Annotated in this window: 17 protein-coding genes; 2 read left to right on the top strand and 15 right to left on the bottom strand. The window is 65.9% G+C overall.

The genetic code is table 11. From position 1 onward, the window contains the following. The 12 genes from E3T55_RS20140 to E3T55_RS01090 form a co-directional block, all read right to left on the bottom strand. Window positions 1–423: hypothetical protein (locus tag E3T55_RS20140; protein WP_420897955.1), on the bottom strand; the 423-nt coding region annotated here is incomplete at its 3' end. Between the two features lie 101 nt (window positions 424–524). Continuing rightward, the gene (locus E3T55_RS01040) at window positions 525–1,214 is read right to left on the bottom strand and encodes a type 4a pilus biogenesis protein PilO (protein WP_134517732.1); all 690 of its coding nucleotides are present in this window, start codon (window positions 1,212–1,214) and stop codon (window positions 525–527) included. Beyond that, window positions 1,214–1,876, bottom strand: coding sequence for a hypothetical protein (locus E3T55_RS01045; RefSeq protein ID WP_134517733.1), 663 nt, complete (start codon window positions 1,874–1,876; stop codon window positions 1,214–1,216). The genes E3T55_RS01040 and E3T55_RS01045 overlap by 1 nt, the downstream gene beginning before the upstream one ends. Further along, window positions 1,873–2,949, bottom strand: coding sequence for a type IV pilus assembly protein PilM (pilM, locus tag E3T55_RS01050; RefSeq protein ID WP_134517734.1), 1,077 nt, complete (start codon window positions 2,947–2,949; stop codon window positions 1,873–1,875). The genes E3T55_RS01045 and pilM (E3T55_RS01050) overlap by 4 nt, the downstream gene beginning before the upstream one ends. Before the next feature lie 76 nt (window positions 2,950–3,025). Further along, the gene (locus tag E3T55_RS01055) at window positions 3,026–4,780 is read right to left on the bottom strand and encodes a hypothetical protein (RefSeq protein WP_134517755.1); all 1,755 of its coding nucleotides are present in this window, start codon (window positions 4,778–4,780) and stop codon (window positions 3,026–3,028) included. 53 nt (window positions 4,781–4,833) lie between these two features. Further along, window positions 4,834–5,526 (bottom strand): PilW family protein, encoded by a 693-nt coding sequence (locus E3T55_RS01060; RefSeq protein ID WP_420897956.1) that lies wholly within the window; start codon window positions 5,524–5,526, stop codon window positions 4,834–4,836. Next, entirely contained in the window at window positions 5,526–6,965 is a 1,440-nt protein-coding gene (locus E3T55_RS01065) for a type IV pilus modification PilV family protein (RefSeq protein WP_166791634.1), read from the bottom strand. The genes E3T55_RS01060 and E3T55_RS01065 overlap by 1 nt, the downstream gene beginning before the upstream one ends. Window positions 6,966–7,093: 128 nt before the next feature. After that, complete coding sequence (locus tag E3T55_RS21005; RefSeq protein WP_198418485.1) at window positions 7,094–7,543, bottom strand: type II secretion system protein; 450 nt, start codon at window positions 7,541–7,543, stop codon at window positions 7,094–7,096. Window positions 7,544–7,701: 158 nt separating this feature from the next. Next, a complete protein-coding gene (locus tag E3T55_RS01075) occupies window positions 7,702–8,931 on the bottom strand; it encodes a type II secretion system F family protein (protein WP_134517737.1) in 1,230 nt (409 codons plus the stop codon). Continuing rightward, window positions 8,931–10,265 carry a type IV pilus twitching motility protein PilT gene (locus E3T55_RS01080; RefSeq protein WP_174775408.1) on the bottom strand — a complete coding sequence of 445 codons (1,335 nt, stop codon included), beginning with the start codon at window positions 10,263–10,265 and terminating at the stop codon, window positions 8,931–8,933. The genes E3T55_RS01075 and E3T55_RS01080 overlap by 1 nt, the downstream gene beginning before the upstream one ends. Before the next feature lie 121 nt (window positions 10,266–10,386). Beyond that, window positions 10,387–12,057 carry a GspE/PulE family protein gene (locus E3T55_RS01085; RefSeq protein ID WP_134517738.1) on the bottom strand — a complete coding sequence of 557 codons (1,671 nt, stop codon included), beginning with the start codon at window positions 12,055–12,057 and terminating at the stop codon, window positions 10,387–10,389. Between the two features lie 290 nt (window positions 12,058–12,347). Beyond that, on the bottom strand, window positions 12,348–13,472 hold the full coding sequence (locus E3T55_RS01090; RefSeq protein ID WP_134517739.1) for an HNH endonuclease signature motif containing protein: 1,125 nt from the start codon (window positions 13,470–13,472) through the stop codon (window positions 12,348–12,350). A 100-nt stretch (window positions 13,473–13,572) separates the two neighbouring features. On the opposite strand from E3T55_RS01090, the gene E3T55_RS01095 reads away from it, so the two are divergent. Together E3T55_RS01095 and E3T55_RS01100 are read left to right on the top strand one after the other, a co-directional pair. Then, a complete protein-coding gene (locus E3T55_RS01095) occupies window positions 13,573–13,827 on the top strand; it encodes a hypothetical protein (protein WP_134517740.1) in 255 nt (84 codons plus the stop codon). Between the two features lie 67 nt (window positions 13,828–13,894). Further along, window positions 13,895–14,194, top strand: a complete 300-nt coding sequence (locus tag E3T55_RS01100) for a hypothetical protein (protein ID WP_134517741.1) — start codon at window positions 13,895–13,897, stop codon at window positions 14,192–14,194. A gap of 584 nt (window positions 14,195–14,778) precedes the next feature. Here the strand turns inward: E3T55_RS01100 and E3T55_RS01105 are convergent. The 3 genes from E3T55_RS01105 to pilM (E3T55_RS01115) form a co-directional block, all read right to left on the bottom strand. Next, window positions 14,779–16,104, bottom strand: coding sequence for an AAA family ATPase (locus E3T55_RS01105; protein ID WP_134517742.1), 1,326 nt, complete (start codon window positions 16,102–16,104; stop codon window positions 14,779–14,781). Between the two features lie 62 nt (window positions 16,105–16,166). Continuing rightward, window positions 16,167–16,787 (bottom strand): hypothetical protein, encoded by a 621-nt coding sequence (locus E3T55_RS01110; protein WP_134517743.1) that lies wholly within the window; start codon window positions 16,785–16,787, stop codon window positions 16,167–16,169. A gap of 2 nt (window positions 16,788–16,789) precedes the next feature. Beyond that, window positions 16,790–18,487: a type IV pilus assembly protein PilM gene (pilM, locus tag E3T55_RS01115; protein ID WP_241992768.1), complete on the bottom strand. Its 1,698-nt coding sequence runs from the start codon at window positions 18,485–18,487 to the stop codon at window positions 16,790–16,792. Between the last annotated feature and the right edge of the window lie 51 nt (window positions 18,488–18,538).

The raw sequence follows: 18,538 nt of genomic DNA on the forward strand, positions 1-18,538 counted from the left end.
GGCGACGGGCGCGGCGGCCGGCGCGGCGACTGCGGCAGCGGTCGCGGCGGTGTTCGTCGCGGGGCTCGCGGCGGTGTTCGCGGCGGTCGGGTGCGCCGAGTCGGCAGACTGGGTCTCGGTGTACTCGCCAAGCAGGCTGTCAGACTTCGCGCGCTCGGTCGCGGCCAGCAGGGCGGCGTCATGAGCCGCAGCATCATGAGCCGCCGCGTCATCCGCGCCCGCGTCCGGTGCGGCAGCGTCGGGTGCCGCCGCTCTGTGTGCCGCCGTCGCGGCCGGCGGGTAAGTCATTGCCGGTTCGGAGCGGGCCGGTTCGGAGCGGGCCGGTTCGGAGCGGGCCGGTTCGGCACGGTTCGTGTCGGCACGGTTCGTGTCGGCATCCGCGTCGGGCTTGGTCGTGCCGTCGTGGGGCGTGGTGTCGCTCATGCTGTACTCCTCGTGGCCGGGGCCGTTGATCTCTGCAGCAACCTTAGCAATGGGGGCCAGTCACACCCGGGAGCCACGGCCGAATTCTTCTGTCACCGTTCTCAGCCCACCTCGACGGCCGCACTGGCCTCGGCAGCGAGCGTCGGGTCGACGACCGGCGCGACGACCGAGCCGGGAGGCACGAGCACGTAGACGAGGCCCGTGATCTCGGCGTCGACCTGCTCCGTGAACTCGCTGTCAACCTGCGTCGTGATGCCGGTCACCAGAAAGAGCCTCGCTCCGGTCTGCAGACCGTCGACAAACTGCAGCACCTTCTCATAGTCGCCGTCCACCGAAATGCTGACTTTGAGAGCCGCGAGACTCTGCGCCGTAATGAGCGCATCGACCACGGTGGCCCCGGGCGTGTATGACTGGGCGTCGGCCACGGAAATGCCCGCGATGGTAACCGCGTTCGCGTCGGCGAGGGCGTCGATCTGGTTCACAAAGTCGGGGATCCCGGTTCCGTCGGGGATCGATGCCGTCATCGTGGCGAACTCGGCCGAGAGCCGGTTCTTGTCGCGCGAATCCTCGACGAGTTGCGCGAGAACCGCGGCGTGCGTGGTGTTGGTGACCAGCACGGTCGCCCGGCTCGTGTCCGCCGACGACGCCGCCGCGAGCGCGGGTTCGATGCCGAGAAACCAGCCCGCCAGCATGGCCACGAGGGCGGCGAACGCCGCGCCCGCCATCCACAGTCGACTCTTGTCCCGTTGGCTCTGCACCAGTTGGCTCTTGACCACTCGATTCGTCTGCATTAGTGCTCGCCCTCCGTGAACCGCTGTGCCAGCGCTTCATCGTTGATGTGCATCGTGATGGTGACCGTGTACGCGCCAGAGGCGTCATCGCGGGTGACCGATCCCGGAAGGGCATCGGCGAAACCGGGAAGGGTGGCCAGTGCGCGCAGCCAGGTGGGGACATCCGGCAGCACGAGGCTCGTGGCGGTGAACTGAACGGTCGCCAGGCGTGCCCCCTGCAGGGGCGCAGTCGCCTGCGTGTAGGCGGTGAGCGGCGATGCCGAGTCCACGTCGACCGTCTCGATCGCCACGCCGCCCGGCAGGGTCGCCTGCACCTGCTGCAGGTAGTCACGCCAGTCGATCTCGGTCGACGCGCCCACCCGCTGCGCGGCCCGGGCGAGCTCGACCTGGGTCTGCATCTCGCGAATGTCGGCGTATTTGCCCTGCTCGGCGACCAGGGCCACCGTGCGCGCCTGCTCACTCTCGAGCCGTCCCTGCGCGGTCGACGCGACGAAGTTGGCCGCACCGACCCCGAGCAGTGTGACAACGACCACGCCGATCACGCCGATACCGAGTCGGCGCCGACGCAAACGCTCGCGTCGTTCAGCCCGAATCTCCGGTGGCAGCAGGTCGACCCGGGGCTCGCCGCCCACCACGAGGGAGTCAGTCGCCGCGCGCTTCATGATGCGCTCCCCAGCGCCAGGCCCAGTGCCACCGTGTAGCGGGCGGCGCCGCCCGGCAGCGCGGCCGGGTCAAGGCCCACCGGCACGACGACGGATGCGAATGGGTCACCGGCAACGACGCCGATACCGGTCATCTCGGCCAGTGCACGGGACAGTCCCAGCAGCTGCGCGCCCCCTCCGGTCAGGATGATCTGACTCACGGCATCCTTCGGTCGGGTGTTGGCGTAGTAATTGAGGGTGTTGCGCAGGCTCACGAGCTGTTCTCCGATCACATCCGCGATGATGCCGGCGGCGTCCGTTCCGGCCGGCAGGGCGCTCCACGCCCCAGGACCGGCCAGTGCATTCACCGTGGCGAGCCCCACCTCACGCTTCAGACTGGCGGCCATTGCCGCATCCACTTCCAGACCGGTACGCAACGCCTGGCTGAGGTCGTCGCCACCGGTGGGGATGATGCGCACGAAGTGGGGTACTGCCCCGTGCACGATCACCACGGTCGTGGTCTTGGCCCCGATATCGATCACCGCGACCGTTGCCGGCAGCGCGGGCCGACCGACGAGCGCCCGACTGAGGGCGAAGGGAATGAGGTCGACCTGTTGCGCCGTCAGCCCGGCCAGCTGCGCCGCCCGCACGTTGCCGAGCACAGCGACCTTCACCGCGGCGATCAGCAGCCCGTTCACCATGATGCCGTTCTCGGTCGTTGTCTCGCTGATCGGGTAAAAGTCGAGCAGGGCCTCATCGACGGGCACCGGAAGCATGTTCTGCACCTGAAGCGCCAGGGCGCCGCGGATGCGTTTCAACGAGGACTTGGGAACGCTCAGATCGCGTGCCAGCACCCGCTGATTACCCATGCCGAGCACGACCCGGCGAGTGGAAAACCCGCCCTCGCTCCAGAGCTGTTTCAGGGCGGCCGCGACCGTGTTGGGCTCGACGACCTCTCCGCTGCTCACCGCCCCCACGGGCAGGGCCACCTCGTGGCAGCGCAACAGGGTGGGGCGGGCCTTGCCGGAATGGACGATCTCAACGGCCCGCACGGCGGCGCTGCCGAAGTCGATTCCCACGATGCTGTGTGTCACGAGAACTGCTCCTCTATATATAGGTCTGCGAGATATCGGTCTGCGAGATGGTGGTCTGAGTAGTCGCAGCAAGGCATCAGGGGGCGACCACACCCGTCGCGAGATACGCCGACTTCACCTCGGTGAGCAGGCCGACCCCGTAGGTGGTCGCGACCGGTGAGAGAAACTTGGGCGGTGCCACGTAGAGAAAACGGTCGTCGTATTCATAGTCTTTGCTGTACCCGGTGCTCGACGTGGGAGAGACGGTTCCGACGGTCCCACGAAACTTCTGGGCGAGGGCGCCGTTGAGCGACAGGTCGCCCTGGTCGCCGGCCCGGTTGTAGTTCTGCACCTGAACCGTGTGGGCGACGGACAGCAGCGCGGCATCGATGCGCCGGTTGTTCGGCAGCAGGTTGGTATAGACACCGCTCGCGCTCTTCGACACTGGGTTCCAGATCCAGACCGCGTTCTGTCCAACGAGCCCCAGAATGTCTCGACTCGAGTTGCCGTACCGAATGTCCTCGGTGATGTAGAGAAAGTTCTCCGAGGCCACGGTCATGGCCCCCTTGAGAACTCCCTGAACGAAGGCGTCGCCGTTGCGGCAGCCGAAGGAGGTCGGGATCGAGTCAACGAATTCACCGGCCATCGGAAAGCCGAGACCGTTTCCGGTGGTGCAGGTGGTGGCCGTGAAGGTTGACGGCTGAGCGCTCGCCGCCCAGAAGTTGGGGTCGGTCGCCACGGTCGCAACGTTCTGAACGTAGACGAGGTTCGCGTCGAGCACGCCGATCGTGGCTCCGAGCGTCGACCCCAGCTGGCCGGTGCCGGTACCCGGCAGGCCGCAGGCCGCCGGCGTGGTGCCGGAGATCGCCGGGTCGCCCGAGACGTTGGTCTTCTTGGTCCAGGGCGAGCGCACGGTCATCGTTCCCGACGCGTTGAGCTCGATGGTGGTCGGACCGGTGTAGAGGCAGCCGGGATTGGGCACATCCGTCGCAAGGTCCGACCGCACCTCACGTTTCATGAGCGAGTTCGTGGCGGGCATCGCCACGACCGGGCTGTACACCGGCGCTCCGCTGTCGAAGATCTGGCCGCCGCAGCCGGAGCCGCCGGAACTCTCCTTCTTATAGCGCAGGCCGGTCGCCGGATTGAAGCCCGTGCTCACCGTGGATTTGAACTCGGCATCGCACACCCGCATCGTGTCGTTGGAGTGTGCCGGGCCGTCGATCTCATCGCTGTTGCCGAACGCAACCTCACCGCAGTTGAGCGCGGAGCTGGGCGCCGGCCGGCCGGCCCAGGAGTACTTGACGCAGGTCGCCACGTCGACGCCGCTGAGCGCCGGGTCGCGAATTTCGAAGTCGGTGAAGTACAGGTAGTCGATGAAGCCCTTCTGTTTCAGGTTGGCGACGACGCTGCGCGTGAGCGTGCCGGCCCGCCCGGTGGAGCGGATGCGCACGAGCCCGGTTGTCGCGTACTGGGTGTTGTCGATTTCGTAGCGAAATTTCGCCGTGCTGCCGGCGACGAGCCCCCAGGATCCCGCCCCGCCGGTACCAAAGGCAGGGTTCGTCGCGGATCCGGTGGGCAGGGTCAGCGTGCTGCCCGCACTGAAAGCTGCCGCCGCATTGCCGTACCGCACGTAGGCGCTGTCGTCGGCGATACGGCTCTCGTACTCTTCGATGCCGGCATAGGCGGCCGCCATGGCCGCGTTCCAGTTCTCGTCGGTCAGGGACTTCACGTAGCCGCTGACCGAGACGGTCATCGCCGTCGCGACGAGCAGCACGAGCACCAGGCCAATGCCGACCACCATCAGCAGTGCCGCGCCGGCGTCCTGCGCTCCGGCCTGCAACCGCCTGCGCATCACAGACCAGCCACGCACTACAGACCAGCCGCGCATTACAGACCAGCCACGCATTACAGACCTGCCAGGGAGAGGCCGACGTTGGGCATGCCGACCGTGTTGCGCAGGGTGACCCAGCTGCGAGCATCCGTCGACCCGTTGGTGACCGTCACCGAGATTCTGATGGCGGTCACCAGGCGGCGTTCGGCCTCGGTGAGCCCGGCCGTAGTCGGCACCAGTACGGTGCCGTCGGCCTTGAGGTAGGTGAAGAGTTGCGGGGTGCCGGCGGGGGCGACCGTTTCGGTGAGAATGCGGCTGGACAGCGGGGTGCTGGCGAAGCCGAAGAAGCCCGACGTCAACGGCACGGCCGCAAATTGTGTTTCCACCAGGCGCCGGCTGGCGTCGAGGCTGAGGCGAATCTTGACCGGCTGCACCGCAACGGCCGTGCCGAGGTTCACATAGCTGTAGAAGGTCACCGATTCATCCCTCGCATCTTCGAGCGCCGGCGCGTTCAGGGCCAGCCCCAACACCGGGTTTTCTGTCGCGCCGCGCACGACGCGAGCCATTTCGTTCATGCCGTTGGACACCGAGCGGGTGTTGGCCGAGAGCATCTGGGCGTGAGTCACCGTGCGCATCGCGCTCACGTAGAGACCCGTCACCATGGCCGTGACGATGCCGAGCAACAGCATCGAGACGAGCAGTTCGACGAGGCTGAGGCCCTGTTCGTTCGTTCGAGGGCGTGTGCTGGGCCCGGCCCACCGCGGCATCACGGGGTAGTCCGTCGGGGGTCGAGGGTGACCATGCCGGCGGCGGCGACGCCCCGGGTCAGCAGGCCCAGGCCCGACGCCACGATGGGGATGCCCACGCCGGTCGCCGTGGCGCTCGTCGTGAACCGCCAGGATCCGTACGGCAGCGCGATCTGCGTCACGGCCGAGGTCATGAGGCCGAACGAGTAACTGACGGTTTCGGCGCAGCCCGGATCCCCGGTGCCGGGGGCCGCGGCCTGCGAGGTCGCGGTCAGGTAGGTTCCGGGGATTGCCGTGATGTTGAGCACGCCCATGGGCACGGGCGTCGCGACCGATGCTCCGGGCAGGGCGGCGACGGGGCTCGCGTCCCGGCCTACGGCGCCGTCGGCCGCGACGGTGGTCCAGGCGGCCGGGTCGACCGAGAGACAGCCGACGACACTCGTGCCGGGCGAGTTGTACCGCCCCGCGAAGACCTCGTAGCCCGCGGCAAACGGATGCAGCGCCACGGAACGGGTGAGGGAGTTGGTCGTGGCCAGCGAGGTGTAGACGCCGTAGGTGCTGCGAAAGGTGGTGTGCATCGCGCTCGGGATGCGGGACACTCCCGGTTGGTTGCCTGCGTAGGTCACGGCGAAGTTTCCGGCCAGGTCGTATTGAAAGGCGACGGATGACGCGGCTCCGGCCGCCACGCCCACCGACTTGGTCGATACCACGGCCTGTTTTTCATCGAGGAAGTTGGTGCGGCTGAGCGCGACGTCGTAGTTTCCGGGGGTGACGCGCAGAATATAGCTGCAGCCCTGGGCATCCGTCGGCAGCGGCGTCACCGTGATCGGCAGGGCACCGTTGGCCGGGCTCGAGGGGGTCGCCGTCACCGTGATGCCGGCGCTGCCGGCACCGGAACCGGTCAGGCCCGAGACGAGGATGCTGCCGAGGGCCGGGTCGTTGATGCGGCTGCCGGGAGAGATGAGGGTGTCGCTGCGCACGATCGGGGTCGAACTGCGGCGTCCGTTCCAGTCGACGGTGACGTTGAGGCGCTTGTACTTGAGCTGGCCGCCGCCGGAGCCGCAGCCCGCGTAGGCGCTGCCGCTGGTCTCCCAGGTGGCGATGCGATTGAGGTGAAAGGTGGTGCCGTTGATGACGGTGGTCTGATCGAGAACGTTGACCACGCTGAAGACGTCACGCGTGGCCCGTACGGTATCGATCTCCTGCGCGGCCAGGTTGGTGGCCACCTCGCGGGAGCGGGTGTCGCCGACCATGCTGAGCGAGGTGGTGAGGCCGAAGGCCACGGAGACGGCGATGAAGCCGAAGACCATCATGGCGATCAGAATTTCGATCAGGGTCACGCCGTTCTCGGAGTTCGTGCCGTTCGAGGAGTTCGTGCCGTTCGTGGAGTTCTGGCCGTTCGTGGAGTTATGGCCGTTCGTGGAATTCTGGGCGGAGAAGCGCGGTGTCGGGCGGATCACGGGATTCCTCCTTCGAACGGGGATGGGGTGAGCTGTGGGAGTGAAAGGGCCGGGGCTCGAAAGCCCCGGCCCGGTGCTGCGGGTGGTGCGGGTGCTGCGGGTGGTGCGGGTGCTGCGGGTGCTGAGTGCTACGCGGTGCAGCCGGTGGGGAGAGTGGTGAACACGGCCGCGCCGAGGGCGTCGGTCGTGTAGAGCTTCGAACCGGTGGTGCTGACCGTGGTGATGCAGAAAGTGGAGCCGGTGAGGGTGTACTTCATCGTGCCGGTGTGCACGCCCTTGGTGAAGCCCATGGCCTCGATGCCGGTCGCCGTTGACTCTTTGAGGTCTGCGTTGGTCGGCAGCAGGGTGCCCGACGCGGTCTGCATCGCGATGACCGCGATCTTGGCATTGGTCAGGTCGCTCTTGACGCCGGCGTCTTTCGCGTTGTTCTGAATGCCGAGGTAGACCGGGATGGCGATGGCGGCGAGGATGCCGATGATGATGACCACCACGAGAAGCTCGATGAGGGTGAATCCACCCTGGTTCTCGTCGGGGTTGGCACGGCGGCGGTTGAGGTTTGCGAGGCTGCGAGCAAGCATTTTGTGACTTCCATTCGGGTTGGAGGTGTACTGGACTGTCTGTTTTTGATCCGGTCCTGCGATCAGGGCTTCAGATTAGGGGCGGCAATTTTCGGGTCACGACCCGCACAATGGGGCGATTCGGGCCGAAACTGGCCCCAGTCGTGGGTTGAACGAGGTCACTTGATCATGCTGGCGATGCTGAAGATGGGCATGTAGAGCGCGATCACCATGCCGCCGATCACGACGCCGAGAAAGGCGATCAGCAGGGGTTCGATCATGGCCGTGAGCTGCTCGGTCGCGCTGCCCACCTCCTGCTCGTAGAAGTCGGCGATCTTGTCGAGCATGATCTCGAGCGAGCCGGCATCCTCGCCCACGGCGATCATCTGAATGACCATCGGGGGAAAGACCGACTGCGCCACCAGCGGCGCCGAAATGGATGCTCCCTGCCGCACGGACTCCGCCACACTCACGAGCGCGTTCTCGACGACCCAGTTGCCCGAGGTCTCCCCCACGATCTTCAGCGCCTGCAGAATGGGCACGCCGGCGCCGATCATGTTGGAGAAGTTGCGGGCGAAGCGGGCGACGGCGATCTTCTTCAGCAGCGGCCCGAAGACCGGCAGCTTGAGCTTGATCGGGTCAAGCCGGCGGCGTACGGCATCCGTGTGCCGGTTCTTGCGCCACCAGATCGAGAACACGATGCCCACGACGGCCGCGATCGGCAGCACGTAGACCATCGACGCCGACAGGTACACGAGCAACTGCGTGGGCAGCGGCAGCGCCCCGCCGAGGCCTCGAAACATCTCCTCGAAGATCGGCACGATGAAGACGAGCATCACGACGACCGCGGTCAGCGAGAGCAGCAGCACGATCACGGGGTAGGTCATCGCCGACCGAATCGTGTCGCGCAGCTTCTTCTCTTTCTCGAAGTTCTCGGCGATCGATTCGAGGGCACGGTCGAGAAAACCGCCGGTCTCCCCGGCGCGCACCATGTTGATCATGATCGGGGGGAAGGCCTGTGGGTGCTTGCCGAGGGCATCCGAGATTGACGTTCCGGCCTCGACATCGTCGCGCACGAGCGCCAGCACGGTCACGAGGGCCGTGCTCTCGGTCTGCTCGGCGAGAATGTTCAGGGTGCGCAGCAGCGAGAGCCCCGAGCCGATCATGGTCGCCATCTGGCGGCTCATGATCGCAAGGTCCGTCAGACCGACGCCCTTGGCGAAGAAGCTCAGCGAGACATCGCGGCCGAGCCCGGTCGCGTCGGGGGCCTGCTCAATCGACAGCGGGGAGATTCCGAGCGTGCCGAGGCGGGCCGACACCGCCGACTCGCTCGCGGCATCCACCGTTCCCTTGACGCTCTTGCCGTTGGCGTCGTGGCCTCGGTAGGCCCAGGCCTGCACGGCGGGCATCAGCGCGTCTCCCCTGCGTGATTGGCCGCGCTGTTGGCAGCGCTGTTGGTCGCGCTGTTGGCCGCGTTTCTGGCCGCGTAGTACGTGGCGCTGGCCGCGTAGCTGGCGGAGCTGCTCGCGCTGGCCGAGTGCACGTCGCCGAAGTCGATTTCGGTCGCCGCGATGGCTCTGGTGCTCGCATCGCTCGCGAGTTCGACCCGGTGAATCAGCCGGTCGAGGCCCTCGAGGTCGCTCGCTCGTTCCTCGGCGGCGAGCCGGGTGATCTGGCCCGTGTTGACGAGGTCGGCGAGGTGCTGGTCGAGGGTGTGCATGCCCTTGTCCCGCCCGGCCTGCATCATCGACGAAATCTGAAAGGTCTTGCCCTCGCGAATAAGGTTGGCGATGGCCGGGGTGCTCACGAGAACCTCGGTCGCGACCGCCCGGCCGCGACCGTTGGCCCGTTTGACGAGGGTCTGGCAGACCACGCCCTGCAGGGTCGCGGCGAGCTGGGCCCGCACCTGGTCCTGCTGGTGCGGCGGAAACACGTCGATCACCCGGTCGATCGTCTGCGGGGCGTCTTGGGTGTGCAGGGTCGCGAAGACGAGGTGGCCGGTTTCGGCGGCGGTCAGCGCGACCGAGATGGTCTCGAGGTCACGCAGCTCGCCGATCAGAATCACGTCGGGGTCCTGCCGCAGCACGTGTTTCAAAGCGGATGCGAAACTGTGCGTGTCATGGCCGACCTCGCGCTGGTTCACGAGCGATTTCTTGTGGGTGTGCAGAAATTCGATCGGGTCTTCCACGGTCACGATGTGGTCGGCTCTGGTGACATTGACGAGGTCGATGAGGGCCGCGAGGGTCGTGGACTTGCCGGAGCCGGTGGGCCCGGTCACGAGCACGAGGCCGCGCGGCAGCTGCGCGAACCGCCCAACGGTGGCGGGAATGCCGAGTTCGGCGAGCACCTTGATCTCGGTCGGAATGAGCCGGAACGCCGCACCGACCTCGCCCCGCTGCTGGTAGACGTTGACCCGAAACCGGGCGGTCGGCGAGAGCGAATAGGCGAAGTCGAGCTCGAGGTCGCGATCGAAGGTCTCGGCCTGCACGGGCGAGAGCATGCTGCGAATCGCTTCGGACACCTGCTCGACCGTCCACGGGGTCGGATCGCCGACGGGCACCAGACCACCGTCGATGCGCAGCATCGGCGGAGCGTTCACGGTCAGGTGCAGGTCGGAGGCGCGCTGCGCCACGACCTGGGCGAGAGCGTCGAGCAGGTCGGCGCCGCCCGGCGGGGTGGCCGGGGCGAGCTGGGTGGCCGGGGCGGTCGGGGCGGTCGGCGTCTGGGGCAAGGTCAGGGTCATGGAGTACCTTTCACGGCTTGAACAACGTGGCGTGGGTCAGGTGGCAGGGGCTGAAGCAACGGGACTGAGACACAGGGGCTGAGGCACACGGGCTGAGGCAACGCGGCTGAGGCTCAGGGTCTTAGGCAACGACGCGCAGAATCTCCTCAATCGAGGTCAGGCCGAGGCGCACCTTCTCCCAGCCGTCTTCACGCAGGGTGAGCATTCCGGCGTCGCGCGCGGAACGGGCGATGGTGGCGCTCGAGGCTCGAGCGACGGTGAGTCGTTCGATCTCTTCGGTGACGGCCATCACCTCGTGAATCGCGAGCCGCCCGCGGTAGCCGGTGTTCGAGCAGCTGGCGCATCCGCTTGGCTGATACAACACCCGGGGCGGAACGTGAGAGTCGAGCCCGAAACCGAGTGCCGCGAGCCGGTCGGGGCTGTGGTTCGCGGGCTTCTTGCAGCGGTCGCAGAGCCTTCGCGCCAGTCGCTGGGCGACGACGCAGTCCAGGGCTGACCCGACGAGAAAGGGCTCGATTCCCATTTCGGTGAGGCGGGTGATGGCGCTCGGGGCGTCGTTGGTGTGCAGGGTCGAGAGCACGAGGTGGCCGGTGAGGCTCGCCTCGATGGCGATCTGCGCGGTCTCGTGGTCGCGAATCTCGCCGAGCAGCACCACGTCGGGGTCGCTGCGCAGAATGGCCCGCAGGGCACTCGCGAAGGTCAGGCCGGCCTTCGGGTTCACCTGCACCTGGTTGACGCCCTTCATGCGGTATTCGACCGGGTCTTCGACGGTGATCACGTTGATTTCGGGGCGGGCGACCTCGTGCAGGGTCGTGTAGAGGGTCGTGGACTTGCCTGACCCGGTTGGCCCGGTGATGAGGATCATGCCGTAGGGCTTGCGGTACGAGGTCTCGTAGACGGCGTGGTTGTGCTCGAGCAGGTTCAGGTCGCGCAGGGTGAGGCGGGTGGTGGCGTTGTCGAGAATGCGCAGCACGACCTTCTCGCCCCAGACGGTCGGCAGGGTCGCGACCCGCAGATCGATCTTGCGGCCGTTGTGGGTGACCGACATGCGGCCATCCTGCGGTTTGCGGCGTTCGGCGATGTCGATATCGCTCATGATCTTGAGGCGGCTGATGATGCCGTTTTGGATGCTGCGGGGCGCGCTCTGCATCTCGTGCAGCACCCCGTCGATGCGATACCGCACCCCGAGCTCGTGTTCGCCGGGTTCGATGTGGATGTCGCTGGCCTGGTCCTGGATGGCCTGGCTCACGAGCAGGTTCACGAAGCGAACGATGGGTGCGTCATCGACGCCGGCTTCGAGCACGCCGGCGGTGGTCGCGTCTACGACCGCGCTCTCCTCGGCGATCGTCGAGGTGAGGTCGCTGAGCTCATCGTCGGCGCGGTGCGATCGCGTGATCGCGGCGAGCAGGTCGCTCTGTTCGGCGACGACAATGCTCAGCCGCAGGTGGGCGAACCGGCTCACGTCGTCGAGGGCAAAGACGTCGCGCGGGTCGACCATGGCGAGCACGAGCCGCTCGTTCGTGATGGTCAGCGGCAACACTTGGTGCCGCAGACAGATGGATGCCGGCACCAGACTCAGCGCCTGCCGGGTGATCGGGTAGTCGAGCAGCTCGACGTAGGGAAGGTTGGCCTGTTCGGCGCGGGCGCGGGCGAACTGCACCTCGGTCAGTGCCCCGCGGTCGACGAGCTCGCGAACGGCGCTCTCGTCGGCCGGGTCACCGGCCAGCAGGGTGTCGATCACCTCGATAGGGATGGCACCGTGCAGAATCAGAATTTCGGTCAGAGTGGGCACGCTGAAAGCTCCCTCGGGTAGGGATGGAATGCGCAAAAAATCCCGGGAGGAGTGTCTAAGTGGGTGGTTTAGAGCCCGCGAGCCTTACGTCTGGCGTAACGGTAGTGGTCGCGTCGAAAGCCCCGATAGCCCCGTCATGTGGGGGGACGACTCGGCGTCTAGGGCCCCGTTCGGGGCCACATCGGGGCCGCATCGGGGCCGCCGCGGGGCCGCCGCCCGCACCATTCGCGAGTGAGCGATTCGGGTGGCGAGGGCTGCGCAGGAGGCGCGGGTAGCACAGGAGGCGCGGATTAGTTGATGGGGCGGTTGGCGCGGTGGTTTTGGGCGGGCCGCCACGTCTGGCTCGGATCAATCCAGGCGGGCCCGAGTACTTCGGGCCTGCCGTTGGTCATGCGGATCTGCCAGCCCGAGGTGTCGATGGCGTGGTGATGTCGATAACAGAGGCAGACCCCGTTGGCGACTTCGGTTTTGCCGCCCTGCGCGTAGCTTTTCACGTGGTGCAACTCGGTCCAATAGGCCGGAATATCGCAACCGGAGATGATGCAGCCGCCATCGCGAGACATGATGGCTTTGGTCATCGCTGGGGAGAACGCCCGCCGCTTATCGCCAACACGGAGCACTTCGTTGTTCGGGCCGAACAAGATGGGGATGAACCCGCCGCTACAGAGTGCCTGATCCACGGTCGTGAGTGATACCGGGGCTTCGACTCCGTCGATCCAGCCGACGCCGCGGCCGGCGTTGAGGTCGACCGCGTTGACGTGCACGGTGACGGTGGGGGCTGAGCCGCCCATCACCCCGGCTTTCGGGTCGCGGGCGGCTTCGCGGACCATGTCACGCAGAATGTCGGCCCGCTTTTCCCCGGCGGGGCGACGGTCGATATCGACGACCTCGGTGTCAGGCACGACCTCGGACCCGTCGGACCCGTCTGACCCCTCGGCCCCGTCGGTCCCGGCCAGGTCGGTCTGTCCGGCGGTGGGTAGGAACTTCACCGTCGCCCGCGCCGACAGCCGGGACGCGAAGTACGTCTCGAACTCGCCGCGCAGGTCGGGCGTCACGCCGCCGAAGATTCGGTAGAGGCCTCGTTCGAATGAGCCGAAGCTGATGCTGCTCTTGGCCTCCCGAGCCTCTTCCTGGGGTGCGATGCCGTCGGGGTCGAGGCGGGCCTGCCACTCATGTACCAACACTCGCATCCGATCGGCCGGCAACGCAATACCTGCGCCGGGGAGGCCTTCGGTGTCGTCGTTGAGGGCGCCCGTCGCGTTGGCTACCAAGACTCGTTCGGCGAGGTGCAGGTCCGAGGGGTCGGCCTGCCGGATGACCTCCTGCAGGCCTTTCACGATGATCTCGGCCGAGTCCACGCCGATCTCCCCGGCGGCCAGTGCCGCACTNGATCTCCCCGGCGGCCAGTGCCGCACTCACGGTGGGAAACACCGCCGGTCGCAACTGTCCCACCTCTGACCGCACCGACGTCAGCGCCCCCAGGCTGATGCGGCGCTTCACTTCCCGCACGGACACGTGGGTGACGCTCATGATCAGGTCGAGCTTGCCCGTGCAGCCCATGCGTTCAGACAGGGTGTCGGTGCCGCCGTAGAGCTCGACATCGGCGCGGCGGGCAACATCCGCTGTCGATGCAACGCGGGCACCATCGACACGGCGGCCGAGCTGCTCAAGACCATCAAGAAGGGCGAGGGACTCGTCATCGGCGACCAGCGGGAAGACGAGCCCTTCGAGAGCGTCGGCGAGCTGCTCGGTGATGTGGGCGAGGCGTGAAACCGGATTGTGGTCGGCATCTGTGTCCGACGAGAGTGTCTGTGACATATTCTCAGTTTACTCCTGAATGAAGACAAATACCAGAGATTCTTCAAAACTTTTCCTGAGTTTGGTATCTATCGACACTCCGAGTAGCGGCCTGTTCGGCCGGATGACCGTGCTGCACCAGCTCCATCTGTCGGAGACCGAAACGCATCTTTTCACCCCGACCCTCTCACCACCCACCGACACTCCACGCCCCGCGCTAATGAACTGCACGGTGGTTTTAGAGGCGGTCTGCCATCGACAGCAGCGTGGTGGCATACTCGGCGGTTTCCGCTTCCTTGCGAAGTCGATCAGCCATCTGGGCGCGCAAACTCGGCGATAGTCCGTGATGACGTGAAGCCTGGATTTGGATTTGCTTCAACCGAGCGCCCAAGACCGACGACCGGACATTGATCAAGTGTTGCGCGTTGAGTCCCAAAACATGATCAACGACTTCGCTTGCTCCCGACGGGAGTCCGTCTACGGGTATCGCTCGCCCTCCTCGATCAATATTCACCAGTCGGCCTAGGCTCGACTCCTTTGGGTTCCGAAATTGTGCGCAGATATCCCGGTCGGCTTTCGACTTGTCGCAGGTGAAGTCCCGTCCCGCCGCTTCGTTCCCATCACAGCAGAGCAGCAGATTCGTCCACGACGTCGACGTGCGGGACTGCGTTGTCTCCCCGCTGCATCTCGTGCAGTCGCTGTTCCACGAGCTGCTGGATTGCGGGTGAAAATGCTCAATTCGAGTGTTGTGGTCGGACCGAGACGGGTCTCTCAGCTGGCGCTCACAGTAGGCGCAGCGTCCCTGCTGTTGCTCCCATAGGGCTCGTCGGATTTGCGGATCTGACGAGATCGTGGAGAAATCGGCCTTCTGCGCCCGATGCTGAATAAAGCTCTGCGGCTGGGGCGAGGGGCTGATTCTGTGGATTACGAATCCAAGTCGTAGAAGGCGATGCTCGCATCGGCGTCGGCAAGCCGTGGCACGTACATAATCCCGCCCATCTGCTCGTCTATCCGCTGACGTAGTTTCTTCGCTTCGTCAGAACGTCCACTGCCTTGGTCGACAAGGCTCATATATTGCTGGAGCACGTGATTGATCTCCAATGACGGTTCCGGACTGGTTCCTAAAATGCTGTCCATGATGATGTCGCTGCGAAGCCCCGCCGAATACTTGACCTCGCGCACCTCACTGCCATCGATCACGCGAATATTCTCCGCTTCTACCGTCGATAGCACCTGTGGACTGTGGGTCGTCACGATGAATTGCACTCGGGGAAAGGCCTTGGTCAACTGCGGCAGAATCTGCTGCTGCCAAGACGGATGCAGGTGCAGGTCCACCTCATCGATCAGCACGATTCCAGGTGCCCTGGCGAGCAGTTCGCTCGCTCCCAACGACGGATTGGCCCGCGCGATGCGACTCACCAAATCGATGACCAGGCCCGCCGCAATCTTGATGCCGCTCGAGAGAAAAGAAAGTGGGAGCGTGCCGTGAACGGCGTGCGCCAGAGTCAGTTCCTCGGGGATCGGGCTCCATTCCGGATTCTGCCAGCCCGAACCATCAAGTATCGTGTTGCAGGCCAGGGTGATCGCGCGCAACTGATTACCTGCGGCCTCTGCATCTTCGCCGCGGCGGTCCGCGACGAACTCCGCGAAAGTCAGTGCCTTTATGTAGGTGGACAGCCGCGAGATGTCGGATTTTCCGTCGAGGGCGGAATCGTATGCGCCCGATCGAGAACGCGCGATAGATCCGCTTGCTCGTCGTACGCCAAGTAGGCGTTCCACTCCGTAGAGAGCAATGACGGGCAGCAGCGGTGCTTCGGGGGAAGGGAGGCCTGACGCACGCCACAGGCCGGCCATATCCTTTCCGACCGGATTGCTCTTGTCCGACCAGGACGTTCGCCCTTGTGCGCTCTGGCGAACGCGATTCCACGAATAGCTCGTGCCCGCGAGAGTTCCACTGACGTGCGCACTGACGGGAAAGGAGCGCTCCATGCGCGCGACTGCGTCTTGAGATGTCATGTCGTGTGGCACTTCGTGTGCATCTTGAAGAGTGAAGCCGCGTGTCGGCCCTTCGAACTCGCGCAGGGCGGTTGAGAGCATGATCGCAATTGCGTCCAAAATCGCGGTCTTGCCCGTGCCGTTGACACCCACCAACACGGTAAGCGAGGGATGAAGCGTGAGCGTGATCTGTTCGAAGCAGCGAAAGTTTTCGAGGGTCAGCGCGTCAACGTGCCAATCGCCGAGTTCAGTCATGACACCAGTTTATGGCACCCCTCTCGCGATGGGCTCGATGCCGGTCTGCGCCGACGCGCGGCTTAGGTAGCGGGAAACGCGAACACGACGGCGGAAATCGAGGCGGTGACGGAGCCGCCTGAGCCGGCGGAAGCATCCGTCGCCTCGCCGAGCGAGGTGCTGAACGCGGTGACCGACATGACGCGGTCGCTCGTCTGCAGGCCTCCGATGAAGCTGAGGATGGCTGCTGAGCTGCCCGACACCGAGAGCGCGACCGGAATCGACAGTACGCTCACCGGAACGACGGCCGCGTCGGCAGAAACATCCGGGGTCACGGCGGCGTCGGCAGCGACGTCGGCCACCGCTGCGGCCGGCTCCGTGATGCTGATCGAGTCCAGCGTGACCCCGTAGCTGTCGGCCAGGGCGCCGAGCTGCCGCAGCAGCACGGGTGTGCTGGCGCCCGTCGGAATGGCCGACTCGAGCCCGCCGAGCTCGCTGCGCAGCGCGTCAATACCGGCGAATTCGCCGGCCAGCAGCGCGTTCTGCGCAGCTTTCGCCGCATTTTCGGCCTCGACCTGTTCGGTTTCAGCGCGCACCGCCAGGGTCGCGTCGACCTGGGGCACGATAACAAGAACGCCGCTGAGCAGAATGACCATGGCGATCACGAATGCCGCCGCGTAGGTGAGAATCTTATTGAGCTTCACGATCACTCCTGCGGGGCGAAACGGTTGGCGAAAGCTCCATCGCTCACGGTCAGTTCGAGGGAGGTTTGGTAACCCCCGGTCTCGCTGCGAATCAGGCCGCCAACGGTCGCGTTGACGTAGCCGGGCAGCGTGCGCAGGTTGTCGAGCAAGTCGGGAATCTGAGTCAGGCTCGTGGTCTCGACAGACATCGAAAACGTCGCCGCGACCGCCCCGGTCGCGGGCGCCACGCCGTCGGCAGCTACGGCGGATGCCCCGGACGTCACGCTGATCGTACCCAGAGTCACCCCGTCGGGCAGCAGCGCGCCGATCTGCGCCAGGTAGTTCTGCCAGTCGATCTCGGTGGCCGTGGCCGCCAGGCGTGCAGCGGTTATCTCAGCGATGCCCTGTTCGACGCGGCTCAGCTCGTAATACTGGTTTTCGTCACCGACCAGCACTTTGGCGTCAGCGTGGGCGAGTTTGAGGTCCGAGGTTCGATTGATCAGCTCGAGGGTGACGCCGCCCATCGCGGCGAGCACCAGCACCACGACGCCGACCATGACGCCGGCCAGCCGGCGGCGCAGCACCCGACCGCGCCGGCCTTCTTTGACCTCGGGCGGCAGCAGATCGGCGCGCGGTTCGGCGCCGATGGCGACATCGATGTGGCCCTTGGCGTGCGGCCGGGTGCCGAGCGCGAGTCCGTAGGCCACAAGAAACTTGCCCTGGGTCGCCTGCAGCACCGCAGCGTCGATGCCGGGGCCGATTTCGGCCGCCGACGGTTGCGGGCGCATCACCTTGAGCCGGGTCAGGTCGCCGAGGGCGGTATCGAACCCGATCAGGCGCGCGCCGCCGCCCGTCAACACGATCTGCGTGACGCGCACATCGAGGCGGCTGTTGCTGAAGTACGTGATCGTGTTGCGCAAGCCCTCGAGCAGGTCGAAGGCCACATCGCGCACGACCTGCGCCGCCGCCTGGTTTTCGGGAGCCACGTCGCGGGCGAGGCCGACGGTGCGCTTGAGCCGGTCGGCGGTCTCTTCGTCAACCCCGAGGGCGTCTTTCAGTGCCTTGGTGACATCGTTGCCGCCGGCCGGCACCAGTCGTACAAACTGAGGCACGCCGTTGGCACTGATCACGACACTCGTCGAGCCCGATCCCACGTCGATCTCGGCGATCACGTTGTCGGTCTGAGTGCCGTGCCGAATGGCGCGGCTCAGCGCGAACGGAATCAGGTCGACCTCGATCGCCATAAGCCCGGCCGCGCGCACGGCCTTGATGTTCGCGAGCACGCCGGTCTTGAGCGCCGCGATCAGCAGTCCGTTGGTCTGCGGCCCGGCGTCGCCCTCGCCCGGGGTCTCGGAGATCGGATAGAAGTCGAGCAGGGCATCCGCTATGGGCATCGAGATCAGGTCGCGCACCTGAAACGGCAGCGATTCACGGATGCGCCGGGTCGACATGCTCGGAACGCTCAGATCGCGCGCGACCACGCGGTGGTTGCCCACGCCGAGCACCACGTCGCGGCTGGTGAAGCCGCCCTGCTTCCAGATGCGCTCGAGCACCTCGGTGACGACGTCTTCGTCGACGACCTCTCCGCGGTTCACCGCGCCGACCGGCAGCGGCTCCTCGTAGTAGTGCAAAATCATCGGTTTGCTGCTCGCAGCACCACTGATTTCAACGGCGCGCACGCCGGATGTGCCGATGTCGATACCCACAACGCGAGGTGTCATCACAGCACGCCCCCTCAGTCTTGACCCCATCTTAGTAGTCATACAAAAACT

This window comes from Cryobacterium frigoriphilum, assembly GCF_004403305.1.
GTDB classification, from domain to species: domain Bacteria; phylum Actinomycetota; class Actinomycetes; order Actinomycetales; family Microbacteriaceae; genus Cryobacterium; species Cryobacterium frigoriphilum.

Excerpts from the sequence above, each read along its gene's own strand:
- pilM (WP_241992768.1), bottom strand. The coding sequence starts at position 18,487 with ATGACACCTCGCGTTGTGGGTATCGACATCGGCACATCCGGCGTGCGC.
- E3T55_RS01060 (WP_420897956.1), bottom strand. The coding sequence starts at position 5,526 with ATGCCGCGGTGGGCCGGGCCCAGCACACGCCCTCGAACGAACGAACAG.
- E3T55_RS01080 (WP_174775408.1), bottom strand. The coding sequence starts at position 10,265 with ATGACCCTGACCTTGCCCCAGACGCCGACCGCCCCGACCGCCCCGGCC.
- E3T55_RS01100 (WP_134517741.1), top strand. The coding sequence starts at position 13,895 with ATGAAGACAAATACCAGAGATTCTTCAAAACTTTTCCTGAGTTTGGTA.
- E3T55_RS21005 (WP_198418485.1), bottom strand. The coding sequence starts at position 7,543 with ATGCTTGCTCGCAGCCTCGCAAACCTCAACCGCCGCCGTGCCAACCCC.
- E3T55_RS01055 (WP_134517755.1), bottom strand. The coding sequence starts at position 4,780 with ATGCGCAGGCGGTTGCAGGCCGGAGCGCAGGACGCCGGCGCGGCACTG.
- E3T55_RS01105 (WP_134517742.1), bottom strand. The coding sequence starts at position 16,104 with ATGACTGAACTCGGCGATTGGCACGTTGACGCGCTGACCCTCGAAAAC.
- E3T55_RS01040 (WP_134517732.1), bottom strand. The coding sequence starts at position 1,214 with ATGCAGACGAATCGAGTGGTCAAGAGCCAACTGGTGCAGAGCCAACGG.
- E3T55_RS01045 (WP_134517733.1), bottom strand. The coding sequence starts at position 1,876 with ATGAAGCGCGCGGCGACTGACTCCCTCGTGGTGGGCGGCGAGCCCCGG.
- E3T55_RS01075 (WP_134517737.1), bottom strand. The coding sequence starts at position 8,931 with ATGCCCGCCGTGCAGGCCTGGGCCTACCGAGGCCACGACGCCAACGGC.